Source organism: Paenibacillus tianmuensis, from assembly GCF_900100345.1.
In the GTDB taxonomy this organism is placed as follows: domain Bacteria; phylum Bacillota; class Bacilli; order Paenibacillales; family NBRC-103111; genus Paenibacillus_G; species Paenibacillus_G tianmuensis.
Window position 1 is genome coordinate 71,739 of sequence record NZ_FMTT01000008.1, and the last position, 24,831, is coordinate 96,569.

At 55.2% G+C, this 24,831-nt stretch carries 19 protein-coding genes; 1 reads left to right on the forward strand and 18 read right to left on the reverse strand.

All coding sequences use genetic code 11. The features are described from left to right. Nucleotides 1–4: 4 nt before the first annotated feature. From hemG to lonB, 16 genes are all read right to left on the reverse strand, one after another. On the reverse strand, nt 5–1,450 hold the full coding sequence (gene hemG, locus BLO51_RS07860; protein ID WP_090669392.1) for a protoporphyrinogen oxidase: 1,446 nt from the start codon (nt 1,448–1,450) through the stop codon (nt 5–7). 4 nt (nt 1,451–1,454) lie between these two features. Beyond that, nucleotides 1,455–2,399, reverse strand: a complete 945-nt coding sequence (hemH, locus tag BLO51_RS07865) for a ferrochelatase (RefSeq protein ID WP_090669395.1) — start codon at nt 2,397–2,399, stop codon at nt 1,455–1,457. A 1-nt stretch (nt 2,400) separates the two neighbouring features. Further along, complete coding sequence (gene hemE, locus BLO51_RS07870; protein WP_090669398.1) at nt 2,401–3,474, reverse strand: uroporphyrinogen decarboxylase; 1,074 nt, start codon at nt 3,472–3,474, stop codon at nt 2,401–2,403. A 197-nt stretch (nt 3,475–3,671) separates the two neighbouring features. Beyond that, on the reverse strand, nt 3,672–4,664 hold the full coding sequence (gene hemB, locus BLO51_RS07875; protein WP_090669401.1) for a porphobilinogen synthase: 993 nt from the start codon (nt 4,662–4,664) through the stop codon (nt 3,672–3,674). Nucleotides 4,665–4,667: 3 nt separating this feature from the next. Next, nucleotides 4,668–6,203 carry a uroporphyrinogen-III C-methyltransferase gene (gene cobA, locus BLO51_RS07880; RefSeq protein WP_090669403.1) on the reverse strand — a complete coding sequence of 512 codons (1,536 nt, stop codon included), beginning with the start codon at nt 6,201–6,203 and terminating at the stop codon, nt 4,668–4,670. 13 nt (nt 6,204–6,216) lie between these two features. Continuing rightward, the gene (hemC, locus tag BLO51_RS07885; RefSeq protein ID WP_090669406.1) at nt 6,217–7,152 is read right to left on the reverse strand and encodes a hydroxymethylbilane synthase; all 936 of its coding nucleotides are present in this window, start codon (nt 7,150–7,152) and stop codon (nt 6,217–6,219) included. Between the two features lie 69 nt (nt 7,153–7,221). Next, nucleotides 7,222–7,986 carry a precorrin-2 dehydrogenase/sirohydrochlorin ferrochelatase family protein gene (locus tag BLO51_RS07890; protein ID WP_090669409.1) on the reverse strand — a complete coding sequence of 255 codons (765 nt, stop codon included), beginning with the start codon at nt 7,984–7,986 and terminating at the stop codon, nt 7,222–7,224. 13 nt (nt 7,987–7,999) lie between these two features. After that, complete coding sequence (gene ccsA, locus BLO51_RS07895; RefSeq protein ID WP_090669412.1) at nt 8,000–8,824, reverse strand: cytochrome c biogenesis protein CcsA; 825 nt, start codon at nt 8,822–8,824, stop codon at nt 8,000–8,002. Nucleotides 8,825–8,839: 15 nt separating this feature from the next. Further along, on the reverse strand, nt 8,840–10,243 hold the full coding sequence (hemA, locus tag BLO51_RS07900; RefSeq protein WP_090669416.1) for a glutamyl-tRNA reductase: 1,404 nt from the start codon (nt 10,241–10,243) through the stop codon (nt 8,840–8,842). 739 nt (nt 10,244–10,982) lie between these two features. After that, nucleotides 10,983–11,513, reverse strand: coding sequence for an S-adenosylmethionine decarboxylase (locus BLO51_RS07905; protein WP_090669419.1), 531 nt, complete (start codon nt 11,511–11,513; stop codon nt 10,983–10,985). A gap of 129 nt (nt 11,514–11,642) precedes the next feature. Next, nucleotides 11,643–12,044, reverse strand: coding sequence for an adenosylmethionine decarboxylase (gene speD / locus BLO51_RS07910; protein ID WP_025849653.1), 402 nt, complete (start codon nt 12,042–12,044; stop codon nt 11,643–11,645). A gap of 426 nt (nt 12,045–12,470) precedes the next feature. Continuing rightward, complete coding sequence (locus BLO51_RS07915; protein WP_167670134.1) at nt 12,471–13,058, reverse strand: non-ribosomal peptide synthetase module; 588 nt, start codon at nt 13,056–13,058, stop codon at nt 12,471–12,473. A gap of 180 nt (nt 13,059–13,238) precedes the next feature. Then, complete coding sequence (locus tag BLO51_RS07920; protein ID WP_090669421.1) at nt 13,239–16,319, reverse strand: efflux RND transporter permease subunit; 3,081 nt, start codon at nt 16,317–16,319, stop codon at nt 13,239–13,241. Between the two features lie 274 nt (nt 16,320–16,593). Further along, complete coding sequence (gene yihA, locus BLO51_RS07925) at nt 16,594–17,244, reverse strand: ribosome biogenesis GTP-binding protein YihA/YsxC (protein WP_090669426.1); 651 nt, start codon at nt 17,242–17,244, stop codon at nt 16,594–16,596. A gap of 240 nt (nt 17,245–17,484) precedes the next feature. Continuing rightward, nucleotides 17,485–19,815 (reverse strand): endopeptidase La, encoded by a 2,331-nt coding sequence (lon, locus tag BLO51_RS07935; RefSeq protein WP_090669432.1) that lies wholly within the window; start codon nt 19,813–19,815, stop codon nt 17,485–17,487. Nucleotides 19,816–19,939: 124 nt separating this feature from the next. After that, the gene (gene lonB, locus BLO51_RS07940) at nt 19,940–21,646 is read right to left on the reverse strand and encodes an ATP-dependent protease LonB (protein ID WP_174551208.1); all 1,707 of its coding nucleotides are present in this window, start codon (nt 21,644–21,646) and stop codon (nt 19,940–19,942) included. A gap of 180 nt (nt 21,647–21,826) precedes the next feature. On the opposite strand from lonB, the gene BLO51_RS07945 reads away from it, so the two are divergent. Then, nucleotides 21,827–22,564 (forward strand): N-acetylmuramoyl-L-alanine amidase family protein, encoded by a 738-nt coding sequence (locus BLO51_RS07945; protein ID WP_090669437.1) that lies wholly within the window; start codon nt 21,827–21,829, stop codon nt 22,562–22,564. 63 nt (nt 22,565–22,627) lie between these two features. Here the strand turns inward: BLO51_RS07945 and BLO51_RS07950 are convergent, their stop codons facing one another. Together BLO51_RS07950 and ispG are read right to left on the reverse strand one after the other, a co-directional pair. After that, nucleotides 22,628–23,404, reverse strand: a complete 777-nt coding sequence (locus BLO51_RS07950) for a divergent polysaccharide deacetylase family protein (RefSeq protein ID WP_090669440.1) — start codon at nt 23,402–23,404, stop codon at nt 22,628–22,630. A 244-nt stretch (nt 23,405–23,648) separates the two neighbouring features. After that, the gene (gene ispG, locus BLO51_RS07955) at nt 23,649–24,758 is read right to left on the reverse strand and encodes a flavodoxin-dependent (E)-4-hydroxy-3-methylbut-2-enyl-diphosphate synthase (protein WP_090669443.1); all 1,110 of its coding nucleotides are present in this window, start codon (nt 24,756–24,758) and stop codon (nt 23,649–23,651) included. Nucleotides 24,759–24,831 lie beyond the last annotated feature (73 nt).

Consider the following 24,831-nt stretch of genomic DNA (forward strand, 5'->3'; position numbering starts at 1 on the left):
TAACCTATTTTGAGGATAACTGCAGCCGCTCCGCCATTTCCTTGGCCGCTTCCTTGCCTTGACGAATGCAGTCCGGCAGTCCGACGCCATGAAACGCGCCTCCGGTAATAAGCACGCCCGGCATTTTGTCCGCCAAACGCTGCCGTACCCCGCGAACAAGGTCCAGATGACCTACCGGATACTGAGGCATGGAATGCATCAGCTTCGTCATTTCCGTAAACAAAGGCTCCGCCGAAATCCCCATAACTTCCTTCAAATCGTGCCGTACCGCGCGGATGATCTCATCCTCCGACATATGCTGCCAACGCTCGTCGCCGGAGCGCCCAATATAGCAGCGCAGCAGCACTTTGCCGCTCGGCGCGGTGTGCAGCCACTTTTTGGACGTCCACGTACATGCGGTAATGAATCGCCCTTCCCGTCTCGGGACGAGGAAGCCCGAACCGTCGAGCTCGCGCCCGAGCTCTTTCTCGTCAAAAGCGAGAATTACGTTGGCGACCGACACGTATTCGATCCGGTCCAGCTCCTTGACCTCCGGGACCGATGAGCCGAGCAGCTTGGAGATGCCGTGAGCCGGCAGCGCGACGATAACCCCGTCCGCTTCCTCTACCGAATCGTCTTCGCGGATGACGCGGTATCCGTCGTCGGTCCGCTCGATCCGGGCCACCCCGCACTGCTTGACGAACCGTACGTTGTCGAGCGCATCGATTAAGCCATGAACGATCGTTTCAAGCCCTTCCTTATAGGAAAGAAACATCGTGTTGCGCGCCACCTCGGGAAGCGTTCGGCTTTCTTCGCCGCCTGTCTTGCGGTTCTTCATCATACCGAGGATCAAGCTGCGATGCTTCTGCTCAATCGCATGAAATTGCGGGAAGGTCGCCCGCAAGCTCAAATTGTACGTATTGCCGGCATAAATGCCCGCCAGCAGCGGCTCGGCGATCTGACCGAGCACTTCTACACCCAGTCTGCGCTCCAAGAAATGCCCCAGCGATTCGTCCTCGGGCGATGTCCGCTTCGGCAGCACTAAATCCATCGCAGCCCTGAGCTTGCCTCTCAATGACAACAGTCCCGTACGCATGAACGGACCCATTTGGGTCGGTATGCCGAGCATCAGGCCGGGAGGCATCCGGTGCAGCTTGCCACCGGACAAAATATACGTTTTCCGGGAGTCCGGGTTCATGCCGGTCAATTGATCCTCTAAGCCTAATTCGCGGGTCAGCTCGACCATCGGAAGCTTGCGGGCCAGAAACGAATCCGGCCCCTTCTCAATGACGAATCCGTCACGCTTCAGCGTTTGAATTTTGCCCCCGAACGAATCGCCCTTTTCCATGATGGTAATTTTCAACGGTGCAGCGGATGTCTCGATGCTTTGCTTTAAATAATAAGCGGCGCTCAATCCCGTGATCCCGCCCCCAATAATAACCACATGCTTCGGACTTCGGTTCTCCTCCATCGTATCAATTCCTCTCGGTCTGCGCATAGACGACGTCGCTCAACGTTTCCATATACAGCGGATCGGTATTAAGCGAGCGGGTGCGTTCCAGCCGCAGTCCGAGCTCCCGTGCCGTCTTCTGCGCTTCAATATCGAGATCGTACAGCACTTCCAGATGATCGGATACAAAACCGATCGGACAAATCAGCACATGCCCGGCCTGCTCCTCTTTCTTCACGGTGTACAGGACGTCGAGAATATCGGGCCCAAGCCAAGGCACGCCGGTCTGTCCGGCGCTCTGCCATCCGAACTGCCAATGGGTAATGCCGCATCGCTCGGCTATCGCTTTGGACGTTTCCAGCAGTTGATCGGGATACGGGTCTTTCATTTCAAGAATTTTCTCAGGCAGGCTGTGCGCCGTAAAAATCACTTTGACATCGTCCTTTGCCACGCCCTCGAACCGGCCCAAGCCTTCCTCCACCCGCTGTACAAGCGCTTCAATCAGCGCCGGATGAAGATGATAGCTCTTCACAAAACGTATCGAAAGCCCCAGCGAATCCGCCTTTTCTTGCGCGCGCTTGATGTAGCCGCCCACGCTCATGACCGAATAATGCGGCGCCAGCACGACGCCGACGGCCTCCGTTATCCCATCCCGAACCATCCGCTCCACGCCGTCCTCAATAAACGGGGACGCGTGCTTCAGCCCTTGATAGCATACGAACGTCGTGTCCGGGTATTTTTCGTTCAGCCGGGCCTCCAACGCTTGCACCTGATTATCCGTATTTTCCCGCAGCGGGAAAAAGCCTCCCACAATCGCTTCGTAGCGATCTGTCAAATCCTTGAGCTGCTCCGGGGTCGGAGGATTCCCGCGACGAATATGTGTATAATAAGCTTCCACTTGATCGAGGCTTTCCGGCGTTCCGTAAGACATCACCAGAATACCGATCCGTTTTAGCTGCGCAGCGCTCATGCTATACACCGCTTTCCTGTTTCGTCGAGCCTTGCGCTTTCAGAGCTTGACGAGAATAGTCGTGAATGAAATCTGTCAGTTCTTTCAGCTTCTCCAGCGACGCTTCCGGGAACAGTCCGTGACCCAGATTGAAGATATAGCCCGGTTCCCGGATGCCCTCGTCAATAATCGCTTTGGCTTGCGCCTGAATGACGGACATCGGAGCGGTCAATACATACGGATCGAGATTGCCCTGCACCGCATAGAACGAGCCTACTCTCTTGCGGCCCTCCGAGATCGGCACACGCCAATCGAGACCGATGACATCGGCATCGATGCCTTGCAGATAAGGCAGCAATTCACCGGAGCTGACGCCCGGGAAATAAATTTTCGGCTGCTCCAAATGCTTTAGTTCCGCGAAAATACGGCGGATCGTCGGCAGAACGTACGTTTTGAAATCAACGGGGGACAACGCGCCGACCCAACTGTCGAAAAGCTGCACCGCTTTGGCCCCTGAGGCTATCTGCGCTTTCAGATAAGCGATCACCATATCGCCAAGCTTATCCATCAGCTTGAACCATACCTCCGGCTCTCCGTACATTAAGCCTTTCGTGTGGATATAGCTTTTGGACGGCCTGCCTTCGATCAGGTAGCTTGCGATCGTAAACGGCGCGCCGGCGAACGTAATCAGCGGCACCTTCAGCTCGGCCGCCAAAATCTCAATCGTCCGCAAAATATGCGACAAATCCTGCTCTACCTGGATCGGCTTCAGCTTGTTCACGTCCGCCGCCGAGCGGATCGGGTTGTCGATGACCGGACCGATATTTTTCACGATATCAAAATCGATGCCAATGGAAGCGACCGGATTCATAATGTCCGAATATAAAATCGCCGCATCCACACCCAGTTTTTTGACTGGCATCAAGGTGACCTCTGCCGCCAGCTCCGGCTGCTTGCAAATTTCCAGCAGGCTGTACTTCTCTTTAATTTTCCGGTATCCGGGGTCGTAACGGCCGGCTTGACGCATATACCATACGGGCAGCGTTTCGACAGGCTGTTTGCGACAGGCTCGAATAAACGTATCGTTATAACTCATGGTGCATCCTCTTTTCCGTAAACTCCCATAGTCTACTTCCCATTATGCCCTATTTGAAACGAGGTAACAACGTGTGTCAGGCTACAGTTTCCGACAAAAGTTTGACAGTGCCGCTATGCAAAAGACCGCTCCGCTCCGGGAGAAATGCCCGATAACGAAACGGTCTCTTCATCATAATCACGTATCGTGGCGGCAGTCTAATTCCGAAGCCAGCGAGCGATATCTTTGGCAAAATAAGTAATGATCATGTCGGCGCCTGCCCGCTTAAAGCAAGTCATCGTCTCCAGAACAATCGACTTCTCGTCGACCCAGCCCTGTAGGGCGGCAGCCTTAATCAAGGAATATTCCCCGCTGACATTATACGCTACGAGCGGCAGGTTAAAATGGTCGCGGAGCTCGCGGATGACGTCCATATAGGCGAGAGCCGGCTTGACCATCAGCATGTCCGCGCCTTCGGCCACGTCGGATTCCGCCTCGCGCAGCGCTTCCCGCACATTGGCCGGGTCCATTTGATACGTTTTGCGGTCGCCGAACTGCGGCGTGGAATGCGCCGCTTCGCGGAACGGACCGTAGAACGACGAAGCGTACTTCACAGAGTACGACATGATCGGCACCTGCTCGTAGCCCGCTTCGTCAAGCCCTTGACGGATCGCGTAGACGAAGCCGTCCATCATGTTCGACGGCGCGATAATGTCGGCGCCAGCTTCTGCCTGCGAAACCGCCGTTTTGACCAGTAGCTTCAACGACGCGTCGTTCAGCACCTCGGCTCGCCCTTTCGCCTCGTCGTAATGAACGACGCCGCAGTGGCCGTGGTCCATGAACTGGCATAGGCAGGTATCGGCAACAATAAGCAGCTCCGGAGCCCATGTTTTGATTAAACGCGACGCTTGTTGAACGACGCCGTTCGGATCATAGGCTGAGCTGGCATGCGCGTCTTTCTCGTGCGGAACGCCGAAGAGCACAATGGCCTGTAGACCCAGGTCGACGATTTCGCGGATTTCCTCTTCAAGCCGGTCGAGCGAGAAATGGTAGACGCCCGGCATCGAGCGGATTTCTTCCTTAATATTCGTTCCGTGCGTCACAAATATCGGATAGAGCAGATCGTGCAGCGTAACGGTATGCTCCCGAACCAAGTTCCGAAGCGCAGCCGAGTTACGCAAACGCCGGTTGCGTACAAGTGGAAAACTCATGGTTTACTCCTCCTTCTCGTATAAGCACCGGACCAAGGAAGCAACGGTCGCTTCCTTGGCCAAATAATCGACCTGAAGTCCGGCTTCCTGCGCGGTACCCGCCGTTCTCGGACCGATACAAGCGATCTTGCATCCCTGCAGCAGCTTGAGCGGTTCCGTCTCGCCAAGCTCCTGCAGCGCGCGCAGCAGATTCGTAACCGTCGAGGAACTGGTAAAAGTAACGATGTGCAGCATGTTTTGCTTCAGCAGCTCAATAATCTCGGAGCCGCCCTCAGTATCCAACACCGTTTCGTAGATATCGATTTTGGTTACGTTTAAGCCGCGCTCCCGCACTTGTTCGGGCAAATAAGCTCTGGCGATATCCGCCGTCGCAAGCAGCGCGTTCTGCCCCGGGCGCAGCTCGGGGGCAATGGCGTCCAGCAAAGCGTCCCCGTCGAATTCCGAAGGGACGACCTCCGCGAGCAATCCGTACTGCGCCAAGGCCGCCGCCGTTTTCGGACCGACCGCCGCCAGCCGGGCATTTCCCAACGCCCGAATATCGAGCCGCAGCTCCCGCAGTCGCTCCATAAAAAATTCGACGCCGTTCGCGCTCGTGAACAGAACCCAATCGTATGTGGAAAGACGGTTAAGCGCCTCGTCCCGCGCCGCTTGCGCTTCCGGACGGGAAGGCGGCCGGGTGCGGATCACCGGAAATTCCACGGCTTCCCCGCCAAGCTCGTCAATTTGTGAGGACAGCTCGCTCGCCTGACTGCGCGCGCGGGTAACCAGAATACGACGGCCGAACAACGGCTTGGTTTCGAACCAGGCCAGCTTGTCGCGCAGCTTGACCACTTCGCCGACTATGGTGACGGCCGGGGATTGGAAGCCTGCCGCTCTTACCTTGTCGACAATATCCGTTAACGTACCCGCTAGCGTCTCCTGCTCCATCCAAGTGCCCCACCGGATTAGAGCGACCGGCGTTTGCGGTGATTTTCCTCCGCGGATCAGCTCCGTGCAGATTTGCTCCAGATTGGCGACACCCATCAAAAAGATCAACGTGCCGGAGGCTTGCGCCAAGTTATCCCAATTCACTTGGGAGTACGTTTTATTCTTATATTCATGACCGGTTACGATCGAAAAGGACGAAGTAAAATCACGGTGCGTCACCGGGATGCCTGCATAAGCGGGGACGGCGATTGCGGACGTGATGCCTGGTACAATCTCGAAGCGGATACCGTGCTCCGCGAGCAGCTCCGCTTCTTCGCCTACGCGACCGAATACGCTCGGATCTCCGCCCTTAAGCCGGGTCACCGTCTTGCCCTGCAGCGCCAAATCGACGAGCAGGCGGCTGATCTCTTCCTGCTTCATCATATGCTTGTCCGGCAGTTTGCCGACAAAAATTTTCTCCGCCCCGGCTTTCATATGTTTGAGCAGACGGGGGCTTGCCAGCCGGTCATAGACAACTACGTCGGCCCGCTGAATCGCCTCCAAGCCTCTCAGCGTAATCAGCTTCGGATCTCCCGGTCCAGCACCGACAAGATAAACGACACCCTTGTTCACAACCGCTTCTCCCCTATTCTTCAGCTAATGCAAGCAGTTCGGCAGCACCTTTCGCAATCAACGCTTCCGCCAGTTGCAGACCCAATTGCTGCGGATCGTCTCCGGTCATCGTCTCTTTCAGCACCCGCTTGCCGTCTGGCGATCCGACCATACCGGTCAGTACAATAGACGGGCCGCTTCCTTCCGTCAAATGCGCGTGAGCGCCGATCGGCACTTGGCAGCCGCCGTTCAAACGGCCCAAGAAGCTGCGCTCCGCGGCAACGGCAACCGCCGTCGGTTCGTGCTTATACTTGGACAACAGGTCGAGTACAAACTCGTTATCGTCGCGGCATTCGATGCATAATGCGCCTTGTCCGACCGCCGGCAGACACAGCTCTGGCGGCAGGTAAGCGCTGATGCGGTCCTGCCAACCGATCCGGTGCAGTCCGGCGGCGGCGAGCAGGATGGCATCGAAGCCTTCCGTTTCCAGCTTGCGCAGCCGCGAGTCGATATTGCCGCGGATCGACTCAATATGCAAGTCGGGGCGGTAATGCTGCAGTTGGGAAGCCCGGCGCAGGCTGCTGGTTCCGACCTTGGCGCCCTGAGGCAGGTCGTCGAGCCCGCGGCCGTCCCGCGTGATCAAGCAGTCGCGCGGATCTTCCCGCAGAGGAACGGCGCCGACCACAAGTCCCTCGGGCAATTCGAAGGGCATATCCTTCATGCTGTGTACCGCAAGATCTACTTCACCGTCGAGCAGCGCCTGCTCGATTTCTTTGACGAACAAGCCCTTGCCGCCGACTTTCGAAAGTGTGACGTCCAGAATCCGGTCGCCCTTGGTGACGATTTTTTTCAGCTCGAATTCGGCTTCGATGCTGTGCCGCTTGCAAAGCTCACGCAGGTGATCGATCACCTGACCGGTTTGCGTCAAAGCAAGCGCGCTTTGTCTGGTGCCTACTACGATGGTGCGCATGCGTGAAGTCAACCCCTTATCTTCTCCCTGCAAAGTCGGAAGTGCTGTATTCGCTATGTACCACTGTACTCATTCATATCCCAATTGCCGCGCATCTACACGCAACCAGTCGCCGATCGCTTCCATGCCTCCCGGCGTCGGATCTTGCAGCACCCTGCGCGCCAGTTCGGCGCGCAGCTCCGCCGGATCATCCGTCCGGCCGCTTCGCAGCAGCGGCAGCAGCTCCCACTCCAGCATGCGGCGGAACAGCTCCTGCCGTTCGCCCGTTTCCGGGACGGCCTGCTGAACGATGTCGCGCAGCTCGTGGAGCAGTTCTACGTACGGCGCATACTCTTCGCCGAACGCTTCCTCCAGCCTGCGGCGCAGCGCCGCGGCCAAACCCGGGCTTGCGCCTGCGGTGGACACCGCGAGCGTCAACCGTCCCCGCCGGACCGCGGCCGGGACGAGAAAACCGCCGCCGGCCCCGTCGTCGGCCACGTTCGCGAACTTGCCGAGCGCCTCGGCCTCGGCGCATACCTGCGCGTTCACCGACGCATCGTCGGTGGCCGCGAACACCAGCCGCGCCTCGGCCAGCGCGGGCAGCCCGGGCGCGTACCGCTCGCGCAGCGCGCGCACCGCGCCCGAGGCCGCCCACGCTTCCAGCTGCAGCGTAAAAACAGGGCTCACGACGGTGACGCGAGCCCCCGCCTCCAGGAGCGCGCGTGCCTTGCGCTCCGCCACCCGGCCGCCGCCGATAACGGTGCATGGCCGCCCTTCAAGATCGAGCATAGCGGGATAGTAGGATTTGACGCCGGGGGACGGCCCCGGGAGCCTTCCTTCGCCAGCTTTCGTCATTTCCTACGCCCCCTCAAGACCATTGATGGAAGTTCGAATATTCGTTAGCCAACAAAAAGTTGAGCAGCGTAATGACGAACGCGGCCAAATTCCACAACGCCAGCCGGTTGCCTGCCGCTTTCATCACCAACCGTTGAAACAAATAAAAAATGTAGGCCAACAGCACAAACCAGGAATTCAGCACCTTCGGATCGAAGAACAGCATGAAATCGCCCTCAAGCGCGATCCAGACGATCCCAAGCGACAGCGTAAGCAGCAATAGCGGAGCTCCGATGACGACGGAAACAAAGGCATAGCGGTCCGTATTCTCCAAGCTTGGCAGACGCAGCATCTGCTGCGACCACTGCTTTTCCTTCAGCTTGCGGTGCAGGAACAAGTACATGCCGGAAAAAATGGCGGATACGACGAATGCGACATAGCCGGAAATCGCCAGCGTAATATGAATGAACAGCAGTTCGTCGTTAATGTTCCAATGCGCCAAGGTCGGCGCCAGTCCCGGCCGGCTGAAGACGTTAAGCGCAAATGTCGCGAATCCGAACACGTTTACCAAAAACACAAACAGCTCGATCCGGAAAAAGCGGTTCACGATCAGCGAGACGGTCACAAGCAGCCAAGATAAAATAAAAAGCGTTTCGAACATGGAAAACGCCGACAGTTTGCCGTGCGTGACCAAGCTGTAGATTAAGTAGGCGGTTTGCAGCACCCACACAAAAGAAAGCAACCCTGTCCCCATCCGCTTTGCACTTCGGTTCGGACCGACAAAATCCGAGAAGTAAAACAGGAGGCTCAGGGCATAAATATATAAAATGACATCGTACAACCAGGTTTGAGTGACCATGCTGTTCCTTTCCGGTCAAGCTTTGGCCAGAACGTCAAGCGCTTCGGCAGGCGCCGCGGCCCGCACTTTGGATAGCAGTTCTTCTTTGATCCGATCCTGCGCCGCCCCCGCCTCCTGCTTCCGTACCGCCTGCTCCACCCGTTTTTGCTCAGCCAAAGGCTCTTCCAAAGCAAAAATTTTCGTGAACATGTCCAGCGCGTCATCCCCGTGACGCTCAGCAGCCATTTCTTTAATGCGGACAATGGGATCGCGCAGCATCTGATTGACGATGCTTTTCGTTAATTTGCGAATGACTTTCAATTCGTGTTCGTCCAAATCCGGCAGCTTCTTCATCAAGCTGTCCATCGTTTCCTCGTGAATCGTGGCCGCTTTGGTCTGCAGCGCTTGAATAACCGGGCTGACGCCTAACGTTTTCGTCCACTGCTCGAAGACCGCCATTTCCTCACGGATCATTTTCTCAATCTGTATCGCAGCTTTACGCCTCTCTTCCAAATGAGAATTCACGAGCGATTGAAGATTGTCGATATCGTATAAAAAGACGTTCGGCATCTCGCCAAGCCGCGGATCGAGGTCTCTCGGAACCGCGATATCGATCATGAACAGCGGTCGCGAGCGGCGCCGCTGCAAAATACAGGATACCTGCTCGGCCGTCAGCACGTAACCGGCCGCTCCGGTAGAGCTGATCACGATGTCGGCTTCTTCCAAGTGCGCCAGCAGCCGGTCCATCGTGCCCGCCACGCCCCGGAACTTGTCCGCCAGCTCTTGCGCCCGGCTGAGCGTCCGGTTCACGACGATCACTTTGTCGGCTCCGTTCGCGTACAGGTGCTTCACGGTCAACTCGCTCATTTTACCCGCGCCGATAATCAGCACTTTCTTATGCGCGTAGCTGCCGAAAATACGTTTGCCCAGCTCGACGGCCGCATAGCTGACGGATACCGGATTTTCCCCGATGCCGGTCTCGAAATGGGCCCGTTTTGCCATCGTTACGGCTTGCTTGAACAAAGTGTTGAACAGGACGCCGGTCGTCTTCTCGCGCTGAGCCAGCAGGAATGCGTCCCGAACCTGTCCCAAAATTTGCGTCTCGCCGATGACCATGGAATCGAGACCGCTCGTTACGCGGAATAAATGCTCAATCGCCTTCTCATTCTCGTAAATGTATAAATACTCCTGAAACTCTCCGCGCGGCACGCCGAACCATTTCTCGATAAAGCCCCGCAAATAATGGGCACAGGGCTGGCGGTCGACCGCCACGTACAATTCCGTCCGGTTGCAGGTGCCCACGACGACACACTCCATGACGCTCTTCGTTTCCTTGAGCTCCTTCAGCGCCAGCGGCAAATCCCCTTCGGCGAATGCAAATTTTTCTCTGATGGACACCGGTGCTGTGCGATAATTTAAACCCGCCACGACGATATGCATCTGGTTCACCTGCCTCCTCCTCGTAAAGTCAGTTTATTATATCACACCATGCGGAACAAGTCCGAGTTTTTGCGACAATAATTTTGAAAGTTTTATTACAGGGAAGAGGGGTTTCCATCCCCCTAAATCCCCCTCAGGGTTTTGCGGAGCAAAACCGGCATCGGAAGCAACAGGGACCCCAGGGGGCTCGCCCCCTGGACCCCCGCGCTTCGATGCACAGTTGGTGGTATGAGCGCTTTTCCTCCTTGCGTTAACCAGCCCTCTCTCCTATGGAGAGGGGGCTGGTTAACGCAAGGATACGCTTAACGGCGTGCGGGAACGGGTAAAGAACGTTGGAGACGCAGAGACGCGCTTGAGAGTTGTTATTATGGCGGGATCGCGTCTGTTTAGGAGAGGCTGGCTTCCCATAGGAAGCCGCCGTCTCCTGAACACGCTTCACTGCGATGAGCTCGACTCCCACACGCTTCGGTGGGAGCGAGCTGCGAACCCCATATGCCACACCGTCACATTCTGCCGAGAACATCAATCATTCCCTAACTTTCCTCAACATCCTATCACGCCTGACTGAAGCAGGCTGTGACTGAAATCACGCTCACCTTGCCCATGTATCAGTCAACTGCCACTTCCCTCTCCTGTCAGCAACTTCTTACTCCTACCTTGCCTACCACCCGTCCTGCCCTGCCTAAGGCCGCCATTTTTAGTTTCCTCCGAAACGCGCGGGCCTATACGATTACGGCGATTATTGCAGCAGCTTTTTGCGCAGGAGATCGGCGATCGCTTTGTCGGATTTCATCAAACGGTCGTTCTGCGAATCGACAATGTCGGCGCCGCTCGACATCAGTTTGCCGTAAGTCTGATACAGGTCGGCGTACAGCTTCGAAACATCTCCGAGGGTCTGCGCCTCCTCCGCACGCAGAGTTCGGGAGCCGCCGACCTGGAGGCGCAGCAAATATTGCATAAGCTGGGCGAGCGAATCGAGCTTCGCCAAGCTGGTTTCGCCGTAGGCAAGCGCCAGATGATCGTGCGCGAACGAAGCCGAGTAAACAGCTTGGCGGAGCGCGCCGAGTGAATCGGTATCCTTGAGCTTGCCAGTCTCCTGCAAGTAGCTGCCGAGCAACTCCATTTGAAAGAGGGATACTTGATACAGTAGCTTCTCCGCTTTTTCGGGCGGTGCCTTACGACCGATCAGCTCCGCGATTTGCAAAACCGGCCAGATGATCAGCACGGCTACGATCAGGTACATGAACAGCTTTTTTCTGAATCTTTTCAACCCGGGTCCCCCTCCTCTGCCTGCGGCGGACGGACGCCGCAGGAACCAAGCTCTCTTTGAGAGTGTATGGGCCCGGGGCAAAAGAAATAACCACGGAATCATCCGTGGTTATTGTATATGCGCTTGTAATTATTTCACCAATTCAGCTTGCTTCAATACCGGTGTTTCCACTTGCAGTTCACCCATACCGCGAACCAGTTTCTTCGCATGAGATACTTCCGGCTTCAGCACGGACAGCATGTGCTCAATCGCGAGCTGAGGGTCTACCGTCTCACCACAAGTATAGCAGTCAAGGGCAGCAAATCCTCTCTCAGGATACGTATGAATGGAGAGATGACTTTCCGACAACATGACCAGAACGGTTGCCCCTTGGGGTTCAAATTGTTTGGATTGTACCGACAAAACGGTTGCTCCGCATACCTCAGCAGCCTCTACCATTTGTGCTTGTAACCATTCAGCATTGTTGAGAAGATCAAAATCTACTCCCCAAGTGTCTACAGCTACGTGTCTTCCGAAAGTTGAATATTCCATCTTCCGGTTCCCCCTTCCTAGGAATAAAATGTTTTGAAAATTTCATCCGCTAGGACCTACGTCATTCACTTCCCGAGGGAATAATCTCTCGCAACATTACATGTCCTGAGTGAATCCTGGTTCCTATTTTGTTTTCAACGAAGATAAAAATAACATCTATTGAACAGAAATGCAACCCTTTTTTTTGCACAGGCTATATTTACCTGCCGGAGGGCGGCACACAACAATAAATTATGCCCGAAGTCCGCCCGGGGTGTAAGCCGTAAAGCGCCGAATAAGCCCGACTTTTCCTTTTTTTTCTTTTGCTTCCCGAGTAAAAAAATACCTTCCGATGCATAAAAATACAAAAAAACTCTTCCCTGCCCTTGTTATGGGCGATCAGGAAGAGCTTTTCCGCTATGATCGAGAAGTCCAAAAGAATATATGTTAAGCTTCGAGTACGAACAAGCGATGGGTAAGTTTGTGCAAACGCCCGTCGATATGCTCGCGGATGGCGGCTTCTTGCATCTCGTTTCTCATGTCGAGCAGATGATTCACTTGGGCTTTGAGCATTTGGATTTCCTGCTCCACCTCATTCTTATGGAACAGCTGCTCCAATTGTCCGACGGTGTCCCGATATTCGTAAATCACTTTTTCTACGGCGTCCTTGTTCTCGGTAATTCGGACAACCGCGCCTTGCTTGTACGTATAGACCATTGTATATGCTGCATAAATGCGGTGCACAACAGCATCGCCTTTAAATTCGGCTACGGCTTTGCGCATCAGGTTGACCAAATTTTTGTTGCGGATGCGGCATGTTCCCCGGCATACATACAAGTTCATTTCCCGTTCGAACGACAGCACGATTTCTTCGCCGGCGTCGTCCGGCAATACCACCTCTTGATTTCCGTTTTCGAGTACTTTGACTTGCAGAAAGGCTCCGTGATCGACAAACATCCGAATGAACTTGGCCATCTCGGCTTCCGTAAGCTGCAGGCAGGTTTTGACGTATTCGGTCGCTAACCTAATTGCCATAAAAATCCCTCGATTCATTTTTTTCAAACCATATGTCTGTGAGCCTGATTCTATTGTCTATATACATTATACTACATAATTATTTAATATTCCTGCCAGGCAGCCATTGATTTTCGCCGGAAATCAGAAAAATCCGCGTTTTCCTCGCAGAAGGACGGCATAAAAGCTTAAAAACTCGTTTTACCTCCTTTTGTTCCGCAGTTCCCTGCGGCGCTGACGATAAAAAAACAATTCATACATTACCGGTACGATGACCAGTGTCAGCAGCGTCGATGTAACCAAGCCCCCGATCACGACGACGGCAAGCCCTTTGGAAATCAAACTGCCCTCCGATTCGGTCAACGCCAAAGGAATCAACGCGCAGACGGTAGCGAATGCGGTCATCAGAATAGGACGCAGCCGCGTTTTGCCCGCTTCGATAAGCGCCTCGCGTATGTTTAACCCGCTGTCGCGGTTTTGACGCACCCGGTCGATCAGTACAATCGCATTCGTCACGACGATGCCGACCAGCATCAATAGCCCGATCATGGCGCTGACCGACAGCGGCTCTCCGGTCAAATACAGGCCGAAAGCTGCGCCGACCGGTACGAACAACAGAGAAGACAAGATGATGAACGGAATACGCGCTTGGCCGAAGGTAACGAGCATAACCAAATAAACCAACCCGATGGCTGCGGCAATCGCCACGCCCAGATCCTTAAACGTCTTCTCCGTGTCGTCGCTGCCGCCGCCGAAACCTAGCGTAACGCCTTCCGGCAGCGGGACAGCAGAAGCCGCGTCCTTTACGTCTTGCGTCGCTTGACTGATGTTGTTTCCGGTCAGCTCCGCGCTGACCGCGGCATAAGGCTTGCCGTCCAGCTTCTGAATCGCGGATACGGTATCGGATGCTTCGACGGCCGCTATATCGCGAAGCAGCACTGGGCCTTTCTTACCGAACAGCGGCATTTGTTCCAGCTCAGCGGCACTGGCAGGACTCGCCGTATAGGTGGCCTGCAGCTTTTGCGGCTTGCCGTCCAGCTTGTACGTGCCGATCTCGACCGGCTTGGTCCGGTCCGCGACGAGTCCGAGCACCATCTGGGGGTCGACTCCTGCCGCGGCGGCTTTCCCGGGATCGATGCGGACGGTCCACTGCCGCTGCTTTTCGCGGAAATTGTTTTTGACCGAGCGCAGATAAGGCATCTGCTTCAGCCGGTCCTCCATCTGCTTGGCGGCATCTCCCAGCCGGTCCGGTTGGCTGCCGAACAGCCGGACTTCGACGCTTGTTCCGGTCATAGGGCCGCCGGAGCTCATTGCCTGCACCGTTACAGTTCCCTCCGGCGAGCTCTTTTTAACGATAGCATCCATCTTGACCGCGATCGTCTTCACTACAGCTTCCATATCGGCCGAGCGATTCACGCTCATCATGTACTGCGCCTGATTCTCCTGCCTGAGACCGGAACGGTAATCAAGCCCGCCGATGGTTGTAAATACGTATTCGAAAACGTCCGCCTGTTCGCGGAGCATCTTTTCAATATCTTTGGAAATTTCGTTCGTTTTCTGAAGCTGGGAAGCGGGCGGAAGCTGTACTCCGGCGGCGACGATCCGCTGCTTTTCGTTCGGCAAAAAAATAAATCCGAGCTTCGGCACGAGCAGCAGTGACCCGGCAAGCACCGCCAACGAAACGGCGATGACGGTCCATTTGTGCCGCAGCGCCGAGGCGAGCACTACCGCATACCCCCGCTGCAGCGCGCTTTCCCGCTCCTCCGCCTCCCGGATGCGGCCGAACGAAGCTTTGGCCAAAATCGGAACGAGCGTAACGGCGACAAGCAGCGAAGCGACGAGCGCAAAGATGACGGTCAGCGCAAACGGTTTAAAAAACGTCCCGGTAATTCCCCCAACGAAGCCGAGCGGCAAAAAAACGACGACGGTCGTCAAGGTGGACGATGTGATCGCGCCCATAATCTCTTTGGTTGCATCCAGCGTAATTTGCGTACGGTCTTCGCCGGGCTTTCTTTGGCCCATCCGCCTGTAAATATTTTCGATCACCACGATGCTGTCGTCGACCACCCGCCCTACGGCAACGGCCATGCCGCCCAGCGTCATGATATTCAGGGTAATGTTCATGCGGTTCAAGACGATCGATGCGATCAATAAAGACAAAGGAATGGATAAGACGGCGATGAGCGTCGCTCTTAGATTTCTCAAGAACAGAAGCACCGCCAAAGAAGCGAAAAGCGCTCCGTACAGACCTTCTCTCTGCAGGCTTTCGACCGACTTTTTGATCCCCTCGGACTGATCGAAAGCGAGCGCGTAATCGATCCGGTCCCGGTGCTTGTTCAACACGGCAAATGCCTGATCGGCGATTTGGACCGTATTAGCATCTTGCTTTTTGGAAATGGATAGGGCCAGAGCGCTTTTGTCGTTGTAGCGAACCAACTCGGACGCTTCCTCTATCGGTTGCACAGCGGCGATATCTTCCAGCGCGATCTCTGCGGGGACAGGCGGGAAGCCCGTCTGCACCTCGAGCGCAAGCCGCTTCAATTCCTGAATGCCCGCGGCGCGCTGCTCGACCCGGACCGGGATGACCAGCTCGTTCTCAACCACGGAACCGGCCGGGAAGGACAAAAATAGCCCCTGCACTTTTTGCTGAATTTGGGTTAAGGTTAGATTATACGCTTTGGCTTTGGCAGGATCGACGGCAATTCGGATATAGCTTTCCTTTAAGCCGCCGGCCGCCACGCTGCTGACGCCGGGGATTTTTTCAAGTTCCGGCTGAATGTCCTGAACAATAAGCTCTTCAATGGAATCGCTTTGCTTCGAGAATACGGCCAAGTTCAGGATAGGCAGCGTGCTGAAATTCAATCGCGTCACTTTGAGCGTCACGCCTTCGGGAAGCTTCAACCCCTTGAATGCGTCCTCTGCCTGACGGGAGGCCAACTCCATATCCGTCCCGATCGGATACTTCATCTGCACCACGGCGAAGCTTTCCATCGATTGGCTCGTTAATGATTCCAGGCCGCTGAGCGCTTTCAAGCTTCGTTCCAGCTCGCGCGTCACCCGCTCTTCCACATCGGCGGGAGCTGCCCCGGGATACACGGCCTGCACCGTTAACGTGGGTAGTTCCACATCCGGCAGCAAGTCCACTTTCAGGGACGTGAAAGCATATATTCCGCCGAGCATAAGCAGGATGGAGCCTAACAGGATGGCGGCCGCATTTTTTAAGCTGAAACGGGTTAACAGGTTCAATTCGCTCTGACGCTCCTCGCTCGGGATGGAATCCAAAGTCTCTTGCTCCAAGTTTGGGGTAAAAGGCGGCAGATTATACGAAGGAGGCATCCGCTGAATGAAAAATCATCGCATTCGCTTACGCCATACGGTCGGCGGACTGGTTGCTGGGATCTTGCTTGCACTTGCCTCCGGCGCCCCCGCGAATGTGCTGGGATTATGAGCTTAAACCGTAAGATCAAGCTTAAAAAGGCTATTCCCGTTTACCGGCACAAGAAACCGGAGATCAGGGAATAGCCTTTTTGGTTTTCTACCCTCGGAGGGCAGTATACTAATGTTCTTGCTCGGCGGATTCGGGCTGCGTCTCGGGCTGTCCCTCCACTGCCGTATCGGCGCCATAGCCGATCTTCTGTTCGATGATCTGCCACAGCTCGTCTTTCCCGAGTTCCAATTCGGACGAAAATAGGATGACCGGGTCCGACTTGTCCGCTCCCAGCGTTTCCTTGACGATCTTCATATGCTGCTGCCACTTGCTGCGAGGAATTTTATCCGCTTTTGTCGTCACGATGCAAATCGGCGTGTCGTGATGCTTCAGCCACGAATACATGGCTTGGTCGTCTTTGGACGGCGGATGGCGAAGATCGATCACGAGCAGGACCAGCTTCAAAAATTCCCGGTGGAGCAAATAATTTTCGATAAATTTGCCCCATTTTTCACGTTCAGTTTTGGACACCTTCGCATACCCATACCCCGGTAAATCGACGAAGAACAAATCGGAATTAATTTTGTAATAGTTCAACTGCTGGGTTTTGCCGGGCTTGGAGCTGGTACGGGCCAAGTTTTTGCGGTTGATCAGCCGGTTGATCAGCGAAGACTTCCCTACATTGGAACGCCCTGCCAGAGCAATCTCCGGCAAGGCATCCATAGGATACTGGCTCGGACCAACCGCGCTGATGATGAATTCAGCTTGATTGACCTTCATACGTTTCACTCATTTCTTGGTGGAGCGTTGGGAAGGATGGGAAAATATTATTATCTTCCTTCCTGCCGGGCCGGGAAAAAATGGCTACTCCACCGCTCTTGAAATTCAAGTTGTCTATTATTATCCTTAGCGGATACAACTTGATTTCAAAGGTGGCCGTAAACTTTCCGTATCCATTTCCTCCCTTTCCTTTGAAGAGATTCAGTAATAAACCAAAACCCATCCACCCAACGCCTGTTATTATACGCCTACAGGCTTGACCAGAGCATGTTCGAGCACTTCATCCATATGCGCGACCGGGATGAACGTCAGCTCGGAGCGCACGCTCTCGGGAACTTCTTCGATGTCTTTGGCATTATCCTTCGGCAGCAAAACCGTGCGAATGCCGGCGCGGTGAGCGGCGAGAGCTTTTTCCTTCAGGCCGCCGATCGGGAGCACGCGGCCGCGAAGCGTGATCTCTCCCGTCATCGCGACGTGACGCGAGACCGGGATATTGGTTAAGGCCGAGATGAGCGCCGTGCCCATCGTAATGCCGGCGGACGGGCCGTCCTTCGGGATGGCGCCTTCTGGAATGTGCACGTGGATATCGTACTTTTCATGGAAGTCCGGCTGAATTCCGAATTGTTCCACCCGCGAACGGGTGTAGCTGAAAGCCGCCTGAGCGGATTCCTTCATGACGTCTCCGAGCTTTCCGGTAAGCGTCAGCTTGCCGCTGCCAGGCATCACCGTCACTTCGATAACGAGCGTTTCGCCGCCGACTTCCGTCCAGGCAACCCCGGTCACCGCGCCGACCTGATCACGCTCCTCCGCCATGCCGTAGCGGAATTTCGGCTGGCCGAGATACTCCTTCAGGTTGTCGGCCTTCACATGCACGGCAGTCGCTCCGCCGACGATCTCCTTGGCAGCCTTCCGACAGATGGACGAAATTTGCTGCTCCAAGTTGCGGACGCCCGCCTCGCGCGTATATTCGCGCACTGTGCTCATGAGCGCGTCTTCGTCTATGACCAGCTGGCCGTCCTGCAGACCGTGGTTCTCCTGCTGCTTCGGCAGCAAGTAGTTGCGGGCAATGTGCAGCTTTTCAATTTCCGTGTACCCCGGAATGTACAGCACTTCCATCCGGTCGAGTAGCGGCCGCGGGATGTTGTGCACGGCGTTGGCCGTTGTCACGAACATGACGTTGGACAGGTCGAACGGCACTTCAACGAAGTGGTCGCTGAACGTGCTGTTTTGTTCCGGGTCCAGTACTTCCAGCAGAGCGGAAGCCGGGTCGCCGCGAAAATCCATCGCCATTTTATCGATTTCGTCCAGCAGGAAGACGGGATTGTTCGTTCCCGCGTTTTTCATCCCTTGAATAATCCGGCCCGGCATCGCGCCCACATACGTGCGGCGGTGTCCGCGGATTTCCGCTTCGTCGCGCACGCCGCCCAAGGAAATGCGCATGAACTGCCGGCCGAGCGACCTGGCGATCGAACGGGCGATCGACGTCTTCCCGACACCGGGAGGACCGACAAGGCACAGAATCGGTCCTTTGAGCTTCTTGACCAGCTTTTGCACGGCCAAATATTCAAGGACGCGCTCTTTCGGCTTCTCCAAGCCGTAATGATCCTGATTCAGAATTTCCTCGGCCTTGCGGATATCGAGGTCGTCGTCGGTCGATTGGGACCAAGGCAAGCCAAGCAGCCAATCGATGTAGTTGCGGATGACCGAGCCTTCGGCGGAAGTCGCCGGCATTTTTTCGAGCCGATCGATTTCCTTCTCGATCTTTTCCCTAACCTTCTCGGGCACGTCGCTTTGCGTAAGCTGGTTGCGCAGCTCCTCTACCTCGCCTGCCCGTCCTTCTTTTTCCCCGAGCTCCTTCTGAATCGCCTTCATTTGCTCGCGCAAATAATATTCCTTCTGCGTCTTCTCCATCTGCTTCTTGACGCGCTGGCTGATCTTGCGTTCGAGCTCAAGCACCTCGCGCTCGTTGTTCAGGATGCCGAGCAGCTTCTCAAGCCGCAGCCGGACATCGACCGTTTCCAAAATTTCTTGCTTATCTTTAATTTTTAACGATAAATGACTGCAAATCACGTCCGCGAGCCGCCCCGGTTCGTCAATATCGGATACGGCAGCCAACGTTTCCGGGGTCACTTTTTTCGAAAGATTGATATAATGTTCGAATTGGTTCAGCACCGTGCGCATCAACGCGTCGATTTCGGGATCGGACGTTTCCTGCTCAGGGAGTTCCCTGACATGTACCTCGTAGTATTCGTCGTTAACCAGAAATTCCGCAATTTCGGCGCGAACGACGCCTTCCACAAGCACGCGGATCGTTCCGTTCGGCAGCTTGAGCATTTGCCGCACTTTCGATATCGTGCCGATCCGGTAAATATCCTCGGTTTTCGGCTCCTCGATGTTCACCTCGGATTGCGAGCACAGCAGGATCATGCTGTCTTCGACCATAGCCTTCTCCAAGGCCCGCACCGACTTTTCCCTGCCCACGTCCAAATGCAGAACCATGCTCGGATACACCAGCAGCCCCCGGAGCGGGAGCAGCGGCAAGCGTCGCAATTTCTGTTTGCTCGTTCCCATCCGCGAGCACCTCCAGACTATACTTACATGCATGTGATTTACATTTTATCAAAATTGATTTTAAAACACCAATCGGGGGCCGCCGCCGGTTTCTGCTCTTACGAACAAAGAGACGCCAACCGCTCTATTCGAGCGCATCGGCGTGCAAAATCGTAACGGAAGCGCCGCTGACTGTCTCTTGAGGCATGGCAGGAGGCTCGGCAGCCAGATGGGCGCTTTCAATACCCAGGGCGTGATGAAGCAGCTCCTCCACCGAGTCGACCGGAATGACTTCCAATCCGCTAAGCCCCGCAAAAACTTCCTGCCAGTTTTCCTTCGGAATGATGACTTTGGTCGCTCCAGCCTGAAAAGCAGCTTCGACTTTGGCGATAACGCCTCCTACCGGCTTGACCTTGCCGTGAATGCTGATTTCGCCGGTCATCGCCAGATGGTTGTCGACCGGAATCCATTTGATAGCGGAAGCAATCGCTACGGCCATCGATACGCCGGCCGACGGTCCATCGATCGGAATGCCGCCCGGAAAATTGATATGCATGTCGTAATCGTAAGGCTGTAAGCCGAGCCGCCGCAGGACGGTAAGCACGTTCTCGACGGAGCCGCGCGCCATGCTTTTGCGACGCAGCGTCCGCGACCCGCCGCCCATCTCTTCCTCATCGATGACACCGGTAATCGTAAATTGGCCCGTGCCCGGCTGTACCACCGGAATGGCGGTCACTTCGATATCAAGCAGCATTCCGAGATTCGGTCCGTATACGGCCAGGCCGTTAACCAACCCGATTTCCGGACGCTGGGAAACTTTTTTCTCCGGCCTCGGCGGAATTTGCGAGCTGTTGACAACCCATTCGATGTCGGCGGCCGACAGCTCTCGGCGCTGATCAGTCAGCGCTAACCCTGCCGCCAGCTGAATAATGTTTACCGCTTCGCGCCCGTTGGTCGCATATTTCTTAACGACTTCAATCGCGGAAGGACAGTCGGGAAATCCGATTTTTTTCAGCGCTTTGGTGGCAATCGAGCCAATTTCTTCAGGCAGGAGTGGACGGAAGTAAATTTCCATACAGCGCGAGCGGATCGCCGGAGGCAGATCCTGCGGGTTGCGCGTCGTTGCCCCTACAAGCCGGAAATCCGCTGGTAGGCCGTTCTGGAATACATCGTGAATATAACTCGGCACATTCGTGTCTTCGGAATTGTAATATGCGCTTTCCAAAAATACTTTGCGGTCTTCAAGCACCTTTAATAATTTATTCATTTGGTGCGGATGCAATTCACCGATCTCGTCAATGAACAAAATCCCTCCGTGCGCCTTCGTTACCGCCCCGGGTTTCGGCTGCGGAATGCCGGCGACTCCCATAGCTCCCGCTCCCTGATAGATCGGATCGTGAACCGAGCCGATGAGCGGGTCGGCAATGCCCCGCTCATCAAATCGCGCCGTCGTCGCATCGATCTCGGTAAATTTGGCGTCCGGACGGAAGGGCGATTCCGGATTTTTTTTCGCTTCCTCCAATACGACGCGGGCGGCGGCCGTTTTGCCCACGCCGGGCGGACCGTAGATGATCACGTGCTGAGGATTAGCGCCGCACAGCGCCGCTTTCAGGGCACGCAGTCCTTCCTTTTGCCCGACGATGTCCTCCATGGCAGTCGGTCTTGTTTTTTCGGCTAACGGTTTATTTAAAGAGACGGATCGCAGCCTGCGCAGCTTCTCCAGCTCTTTCTTCGATTCCTTGTCGACGGCGGAACGGTTCGTCTGCTGATTGCGCAGCAAATTCCAAAAATACATACCGATAACGATGGCAAAAAACAACTGGATAACCATCAAAACGACGCTGATATTCAATCTAATCCCTCCTATTGCTCACGGCCGCCTGACCAGCCGCTACGGCATTCATATAATTGGTAGTATTGCCCTGTCATGGTAGCATTAATCGCTGTGCTTTAAGAAACTTTTTGGGGAATGCTAAAACCATGTGATACGAAATAAGCTGCGGACGATTTTTCGCGAAAGGAGGAGCAGCGGATGTCGTGGCCGAATCTATGGAATCGGGCGATGAAACTTGCCGTTGCCGCAATGCTGGCGCTGACCGTCCTGACTTTTCAAGCCGGACATACGGAAGCATCGGTGCCCGAATCCTGGTACTTGCCGGAGCTAAAGTCTGCCAATCCCGCCATATCGAGCGTCGACGTTTTAATCGACGTAGGGCACGGCGGAATCGACGGGGGCACCTCGTACGGTGACTTGCTGGAGAAGGATATCAATTTGGCGATCGCCAAAAAAACGTACGAGACGTTGCGCAGAAAAGGGTACGTCGTCTTAATGAACCGGATGGACGATTATGCGCTAAGCGGAGAAAACTTATGGTTGAAGACTCGTTCGAGACATATCAAGGACTTGGCTCAGCGCAGCCATCTGTGTAATGAGGTCAAGCCCAAAATCATGATCAGTCTGCACGTCAACTCTGCCCGCAATTCCTCCAAACAAGGCGCGATCCTCATTCATCAAATAAAACCGCAAAGCGAGCAGCTCGCCAAAGCCGTGCAAGCAGCGCTGAACGCGCTATACGGTACGGACGACAAACCTGTGCCGGGCCGGACGTTTTATTTGTTGAAGTATTCGAAGGCGCCAACAGTGATCGTGGAAATGGGTTTTATTACGAATGCTGAAGACCGCCGGATGCTAACCGAAGTCCAGTCCCAGCAGCGCATTGCGGACGCCATCGCTGCGGGCGTCGAGCAGTATATGCAGCAGCAAAAATAGTAAAAGACCGCATGGACAAGCCGATTTCACGGCAGTTCGCGGTCTTTTTTTGCATTGAAACCATTATTTCATCAATTGCGACGCCGGTACGAAATGTCCGCCAAGCTGCTGCAGGGTCGGAATCGATTGCTTTAAAATTTCGGAGGTATGCTTCCCCGGAGGACCGACGTGGCCGATGACAATCGTGCTGTCATTGTCGCGGACGAGCTTTTGCAGCTTTACCGCCTGCTTGAGAATATGGCTCCGGGTGTAGGTATCATCCATGAACAAATTGTTTTCCGCCGTGCGCACGCCCATTTCTTTCGCCAGCTTACCGATGACGCTCTTGTCGGTCGTCCGGCTATCCAAAAAATACAAGTTGCGCTCTTTGCATACGGTCAGCACAATGCGCATGACCCGTTCGTCGGACGTGGCCTTCGATCCCATGTGGTTATTGATGCCTACCGCATGCGGCACATCCTCAATGGCGGCAATGACTCTGCGCCGGATTTCATCGTCGGGCAGCCTCGTTGATATCGCTCCCGGACCGAGCCACTCCGGCTTTCCGTTCCGCGGCTCCATCGGCAGATGTACGATAACTTCTTTGCCCAGCTTATGCGCCCACTCCGCATCGCGTTTCGTTGTCGGCAAAAAAGGCATGACCGCCGCAACAAACGGAATCGGCAGCTCCATCATTTGATCGGTGCCTGCTTGACCGTTGCCGAAATCGTCGATAACGACGGCGATTTGTTTCGTTCCTGCCGCCGGTTCGATGGATTTGTACTGTCCGGCAGCGGTTGCCGGAATGATGACGCATAGACAAAGCCATCCTGCGACGGACGCCCACCATTTCCTTCTCATGGACTGCACCCCCTTATCCGTATTTTCCTAATCTCATTGTTTGCAGTACGCCGGAAACCTATACGAGCGGTTTCTAAGGGGCCCCATTGGCCCGGTTGGAAGCTAGTCTATGGTGTTGAGGAGCTCCCGATTTTCTTTGACGCCAAGCTTTAAACAAACAAAATACACCCGCCAATGCTCGGAGGGAAGCCTTAACTCGCTTCCCTCCGCCTGCAATGTGCGGGTGTACTTATGATGTGCCGTATTAAACCGCCGTATGATGCTTTCGGCCGGGAATCTCGCCTGTACGCTCGAAATGCTCGACGATAATGTCGATTTCCTTCTTCAGTTCGGACAGCAGCTCGGCTTCCGGTACTTTGCGGATCATCTCGCCGTAACGGAACAACAAGCCTTCGCCGCGGGCGCCGGCAATGCCGATATCGGCTTCCTTGGCTTCGCCGGGGCCGTTAACCGCGCAGCCGAGTACGGATACTTTGATCGGCACCTTCAGCTTGGAGATATACTCTTCCACCTCATTCGCGATAGAAAACAGATCGATATCCAATCGGCCGCAAGTCGGGCAAGAAATCAAGGTGGCGGCGTTCGTGATCAACCCGAACGATTTCAGCAGCTCGCGGCATACCTTGACTTCCTCAACCGGGTCCGCGCTGAGCGAAATCCGGATCGTCGAACCGAGCCCCATGCTTAGCAGCGCGCCCAAGCCTGCGGCGCTCTTCACGGTGCCGGAGAACAGTGTCCCGGCCTCCGTAATGCCAAGGTGCAGCGGGTAGCGGAAGGCTGCCGCAGCTTTCGTATAAGCGGCAATCGCCATCGGGACGTCGGATGCCTTCAGCGAGACGATGATGTCGCGAAAATCGAGCTCTTCGAGAATGCTGATATGATACAGGGCGCTTTCGACCATCGCTTCCGGCGTCGGGTAGCCGTACTTTTCCAGCAAATGGTTCTCAAGCGAACCGGCATTGACGCCGATCCGGATCGGAATTCCCCGCTCCTTGCAGGCCTTGACGACGGCTTCCACCTTCTCGCGGCGGCCGATGTTACCCGGATTGATTCTTACTTTGTCAACCCCGTTCTCAATGGCCTGCAGAGCGAGCCGGTAGTCAAAATGAATGTCAGCCACAAGCGGAATCGAAATCTGCTTCTTGATTTCTTTGATCGCTTCCGCCGCTTCCTTATTGTTGACTGTAACGCGGACGATCTGGCATCCCGCTTCCTCCAGCCGATGAATCTCGGCCACCGTAGCCTTTACATCCGCCGTCTTGGTTGTACACATGCTCTGGATGATCACGTCATTGCTGCCGCCGATGGTTAGATTGCCGACTTTAACCGGAACCGTTTCCGTTCTATGGAACATGTGTTTTCTTCTCTCCCATGATGCCAAACATCCTCCGCTCCGGGGGACAAATCTATCGGTCCCTGCGGATTGG

Coding starts and splice junctions, on each gene's coding strand:
- hemA (WP_090669416.1), bottom strand. CDS start 10,243: ATGCATATCGTCGTGGCGGGTTTAAATTATCGCACAGCACCGGTGTCC.
- hemG (WP_090669392.1), bottom strand. CDS start 1,450: ATGGAGGAGAACCGAAGTCCGAAGCATGTGGTTATTATTGGGGGCGGG.
- hemE (WP_090669398.1), bottom strand. CDS start 3,474: ATGAGTTATAACGATACGTTTATTCGAGCCTGTCGCAAACAGCCTGTC.
- BLO51_RS07950 (WP_090669440.1), bottom strand. CDS start 23,404: ATGAGAAGGAAATGGTGGGCGTCCGTCGCAGGATGGCTTTGTCTATGC.
- speD (WP_025849653.1), bottom strand. CDS start 12,044: ATGGAATATTCAACTTTCGGAAGACACGTAGCTGTAGACACTTGGGGA.
- BLO51_RS07945 (WP_090669437.1), top strand. CDS start 21,827: ATGTCGTGGCCGAATCTATGGAATCGGGCGATGAAACTTGCCGTTGCC.
- lon (WP_090669432.1), bottom strand. CDS start 19,815: ATGGGAACGAGCAAACAGAAATTGCGACGCTTGCCGCTGCTCCCGCTC.
- BLO51_RS07890 (WP_090669409.1), bottom strand. CDS start 7,986: ATGACGAAAGCTGGCGAAGGAAGGCTCCCGGGGCCGTCCCCCGGCGTC.
- hemB (WP_090669401.1), bottom strand. CDS start 4,664: ATGAGTTTTCCACTTGTACGCAACCGGCGTTTGCGTAACTCGGCTGCG.
- yihA (WP_090669426.1), bottom strand. CDS start 17,244: ATGAAGGTCAATCAAGCTGAATTCATCATCAGCGCGGTTGGTCCGAGC.
- hemH (WP_090669395.1), bottom strand. CDS start 2,399: ATGAGCGCTGCGCAGCTAAAACGGATCGGTATTCTGGTGATGTCTTAC.
- ccsA (WP_090669412.1), bottom strand. CDS start 8,824: ATGGTCACTCAAACCTGGTTGTACGATGTCATTTTATATATTTATGCC.
- BLO51_RS07915 (WP_167670134.1), bottom strand. CDS start 13,058: ATGGCAATTAGGTTAGCGACCGAATACGTCAAAACCTGCCTGCAGCTT.
- ispG (WP_090669443.1), bottom strand. CDS start 24,758: ATGTTCCATAGAACGGAAACGGTTCCGGTTAAAGTCGGCAATCTAACC.
- hemC (WP_090669406.1), bottom strand. CDS start 7,152: ATGCGCACCATCGTAGTAGGCACCAGACAAAGCGCGCTTGCTTTGACG.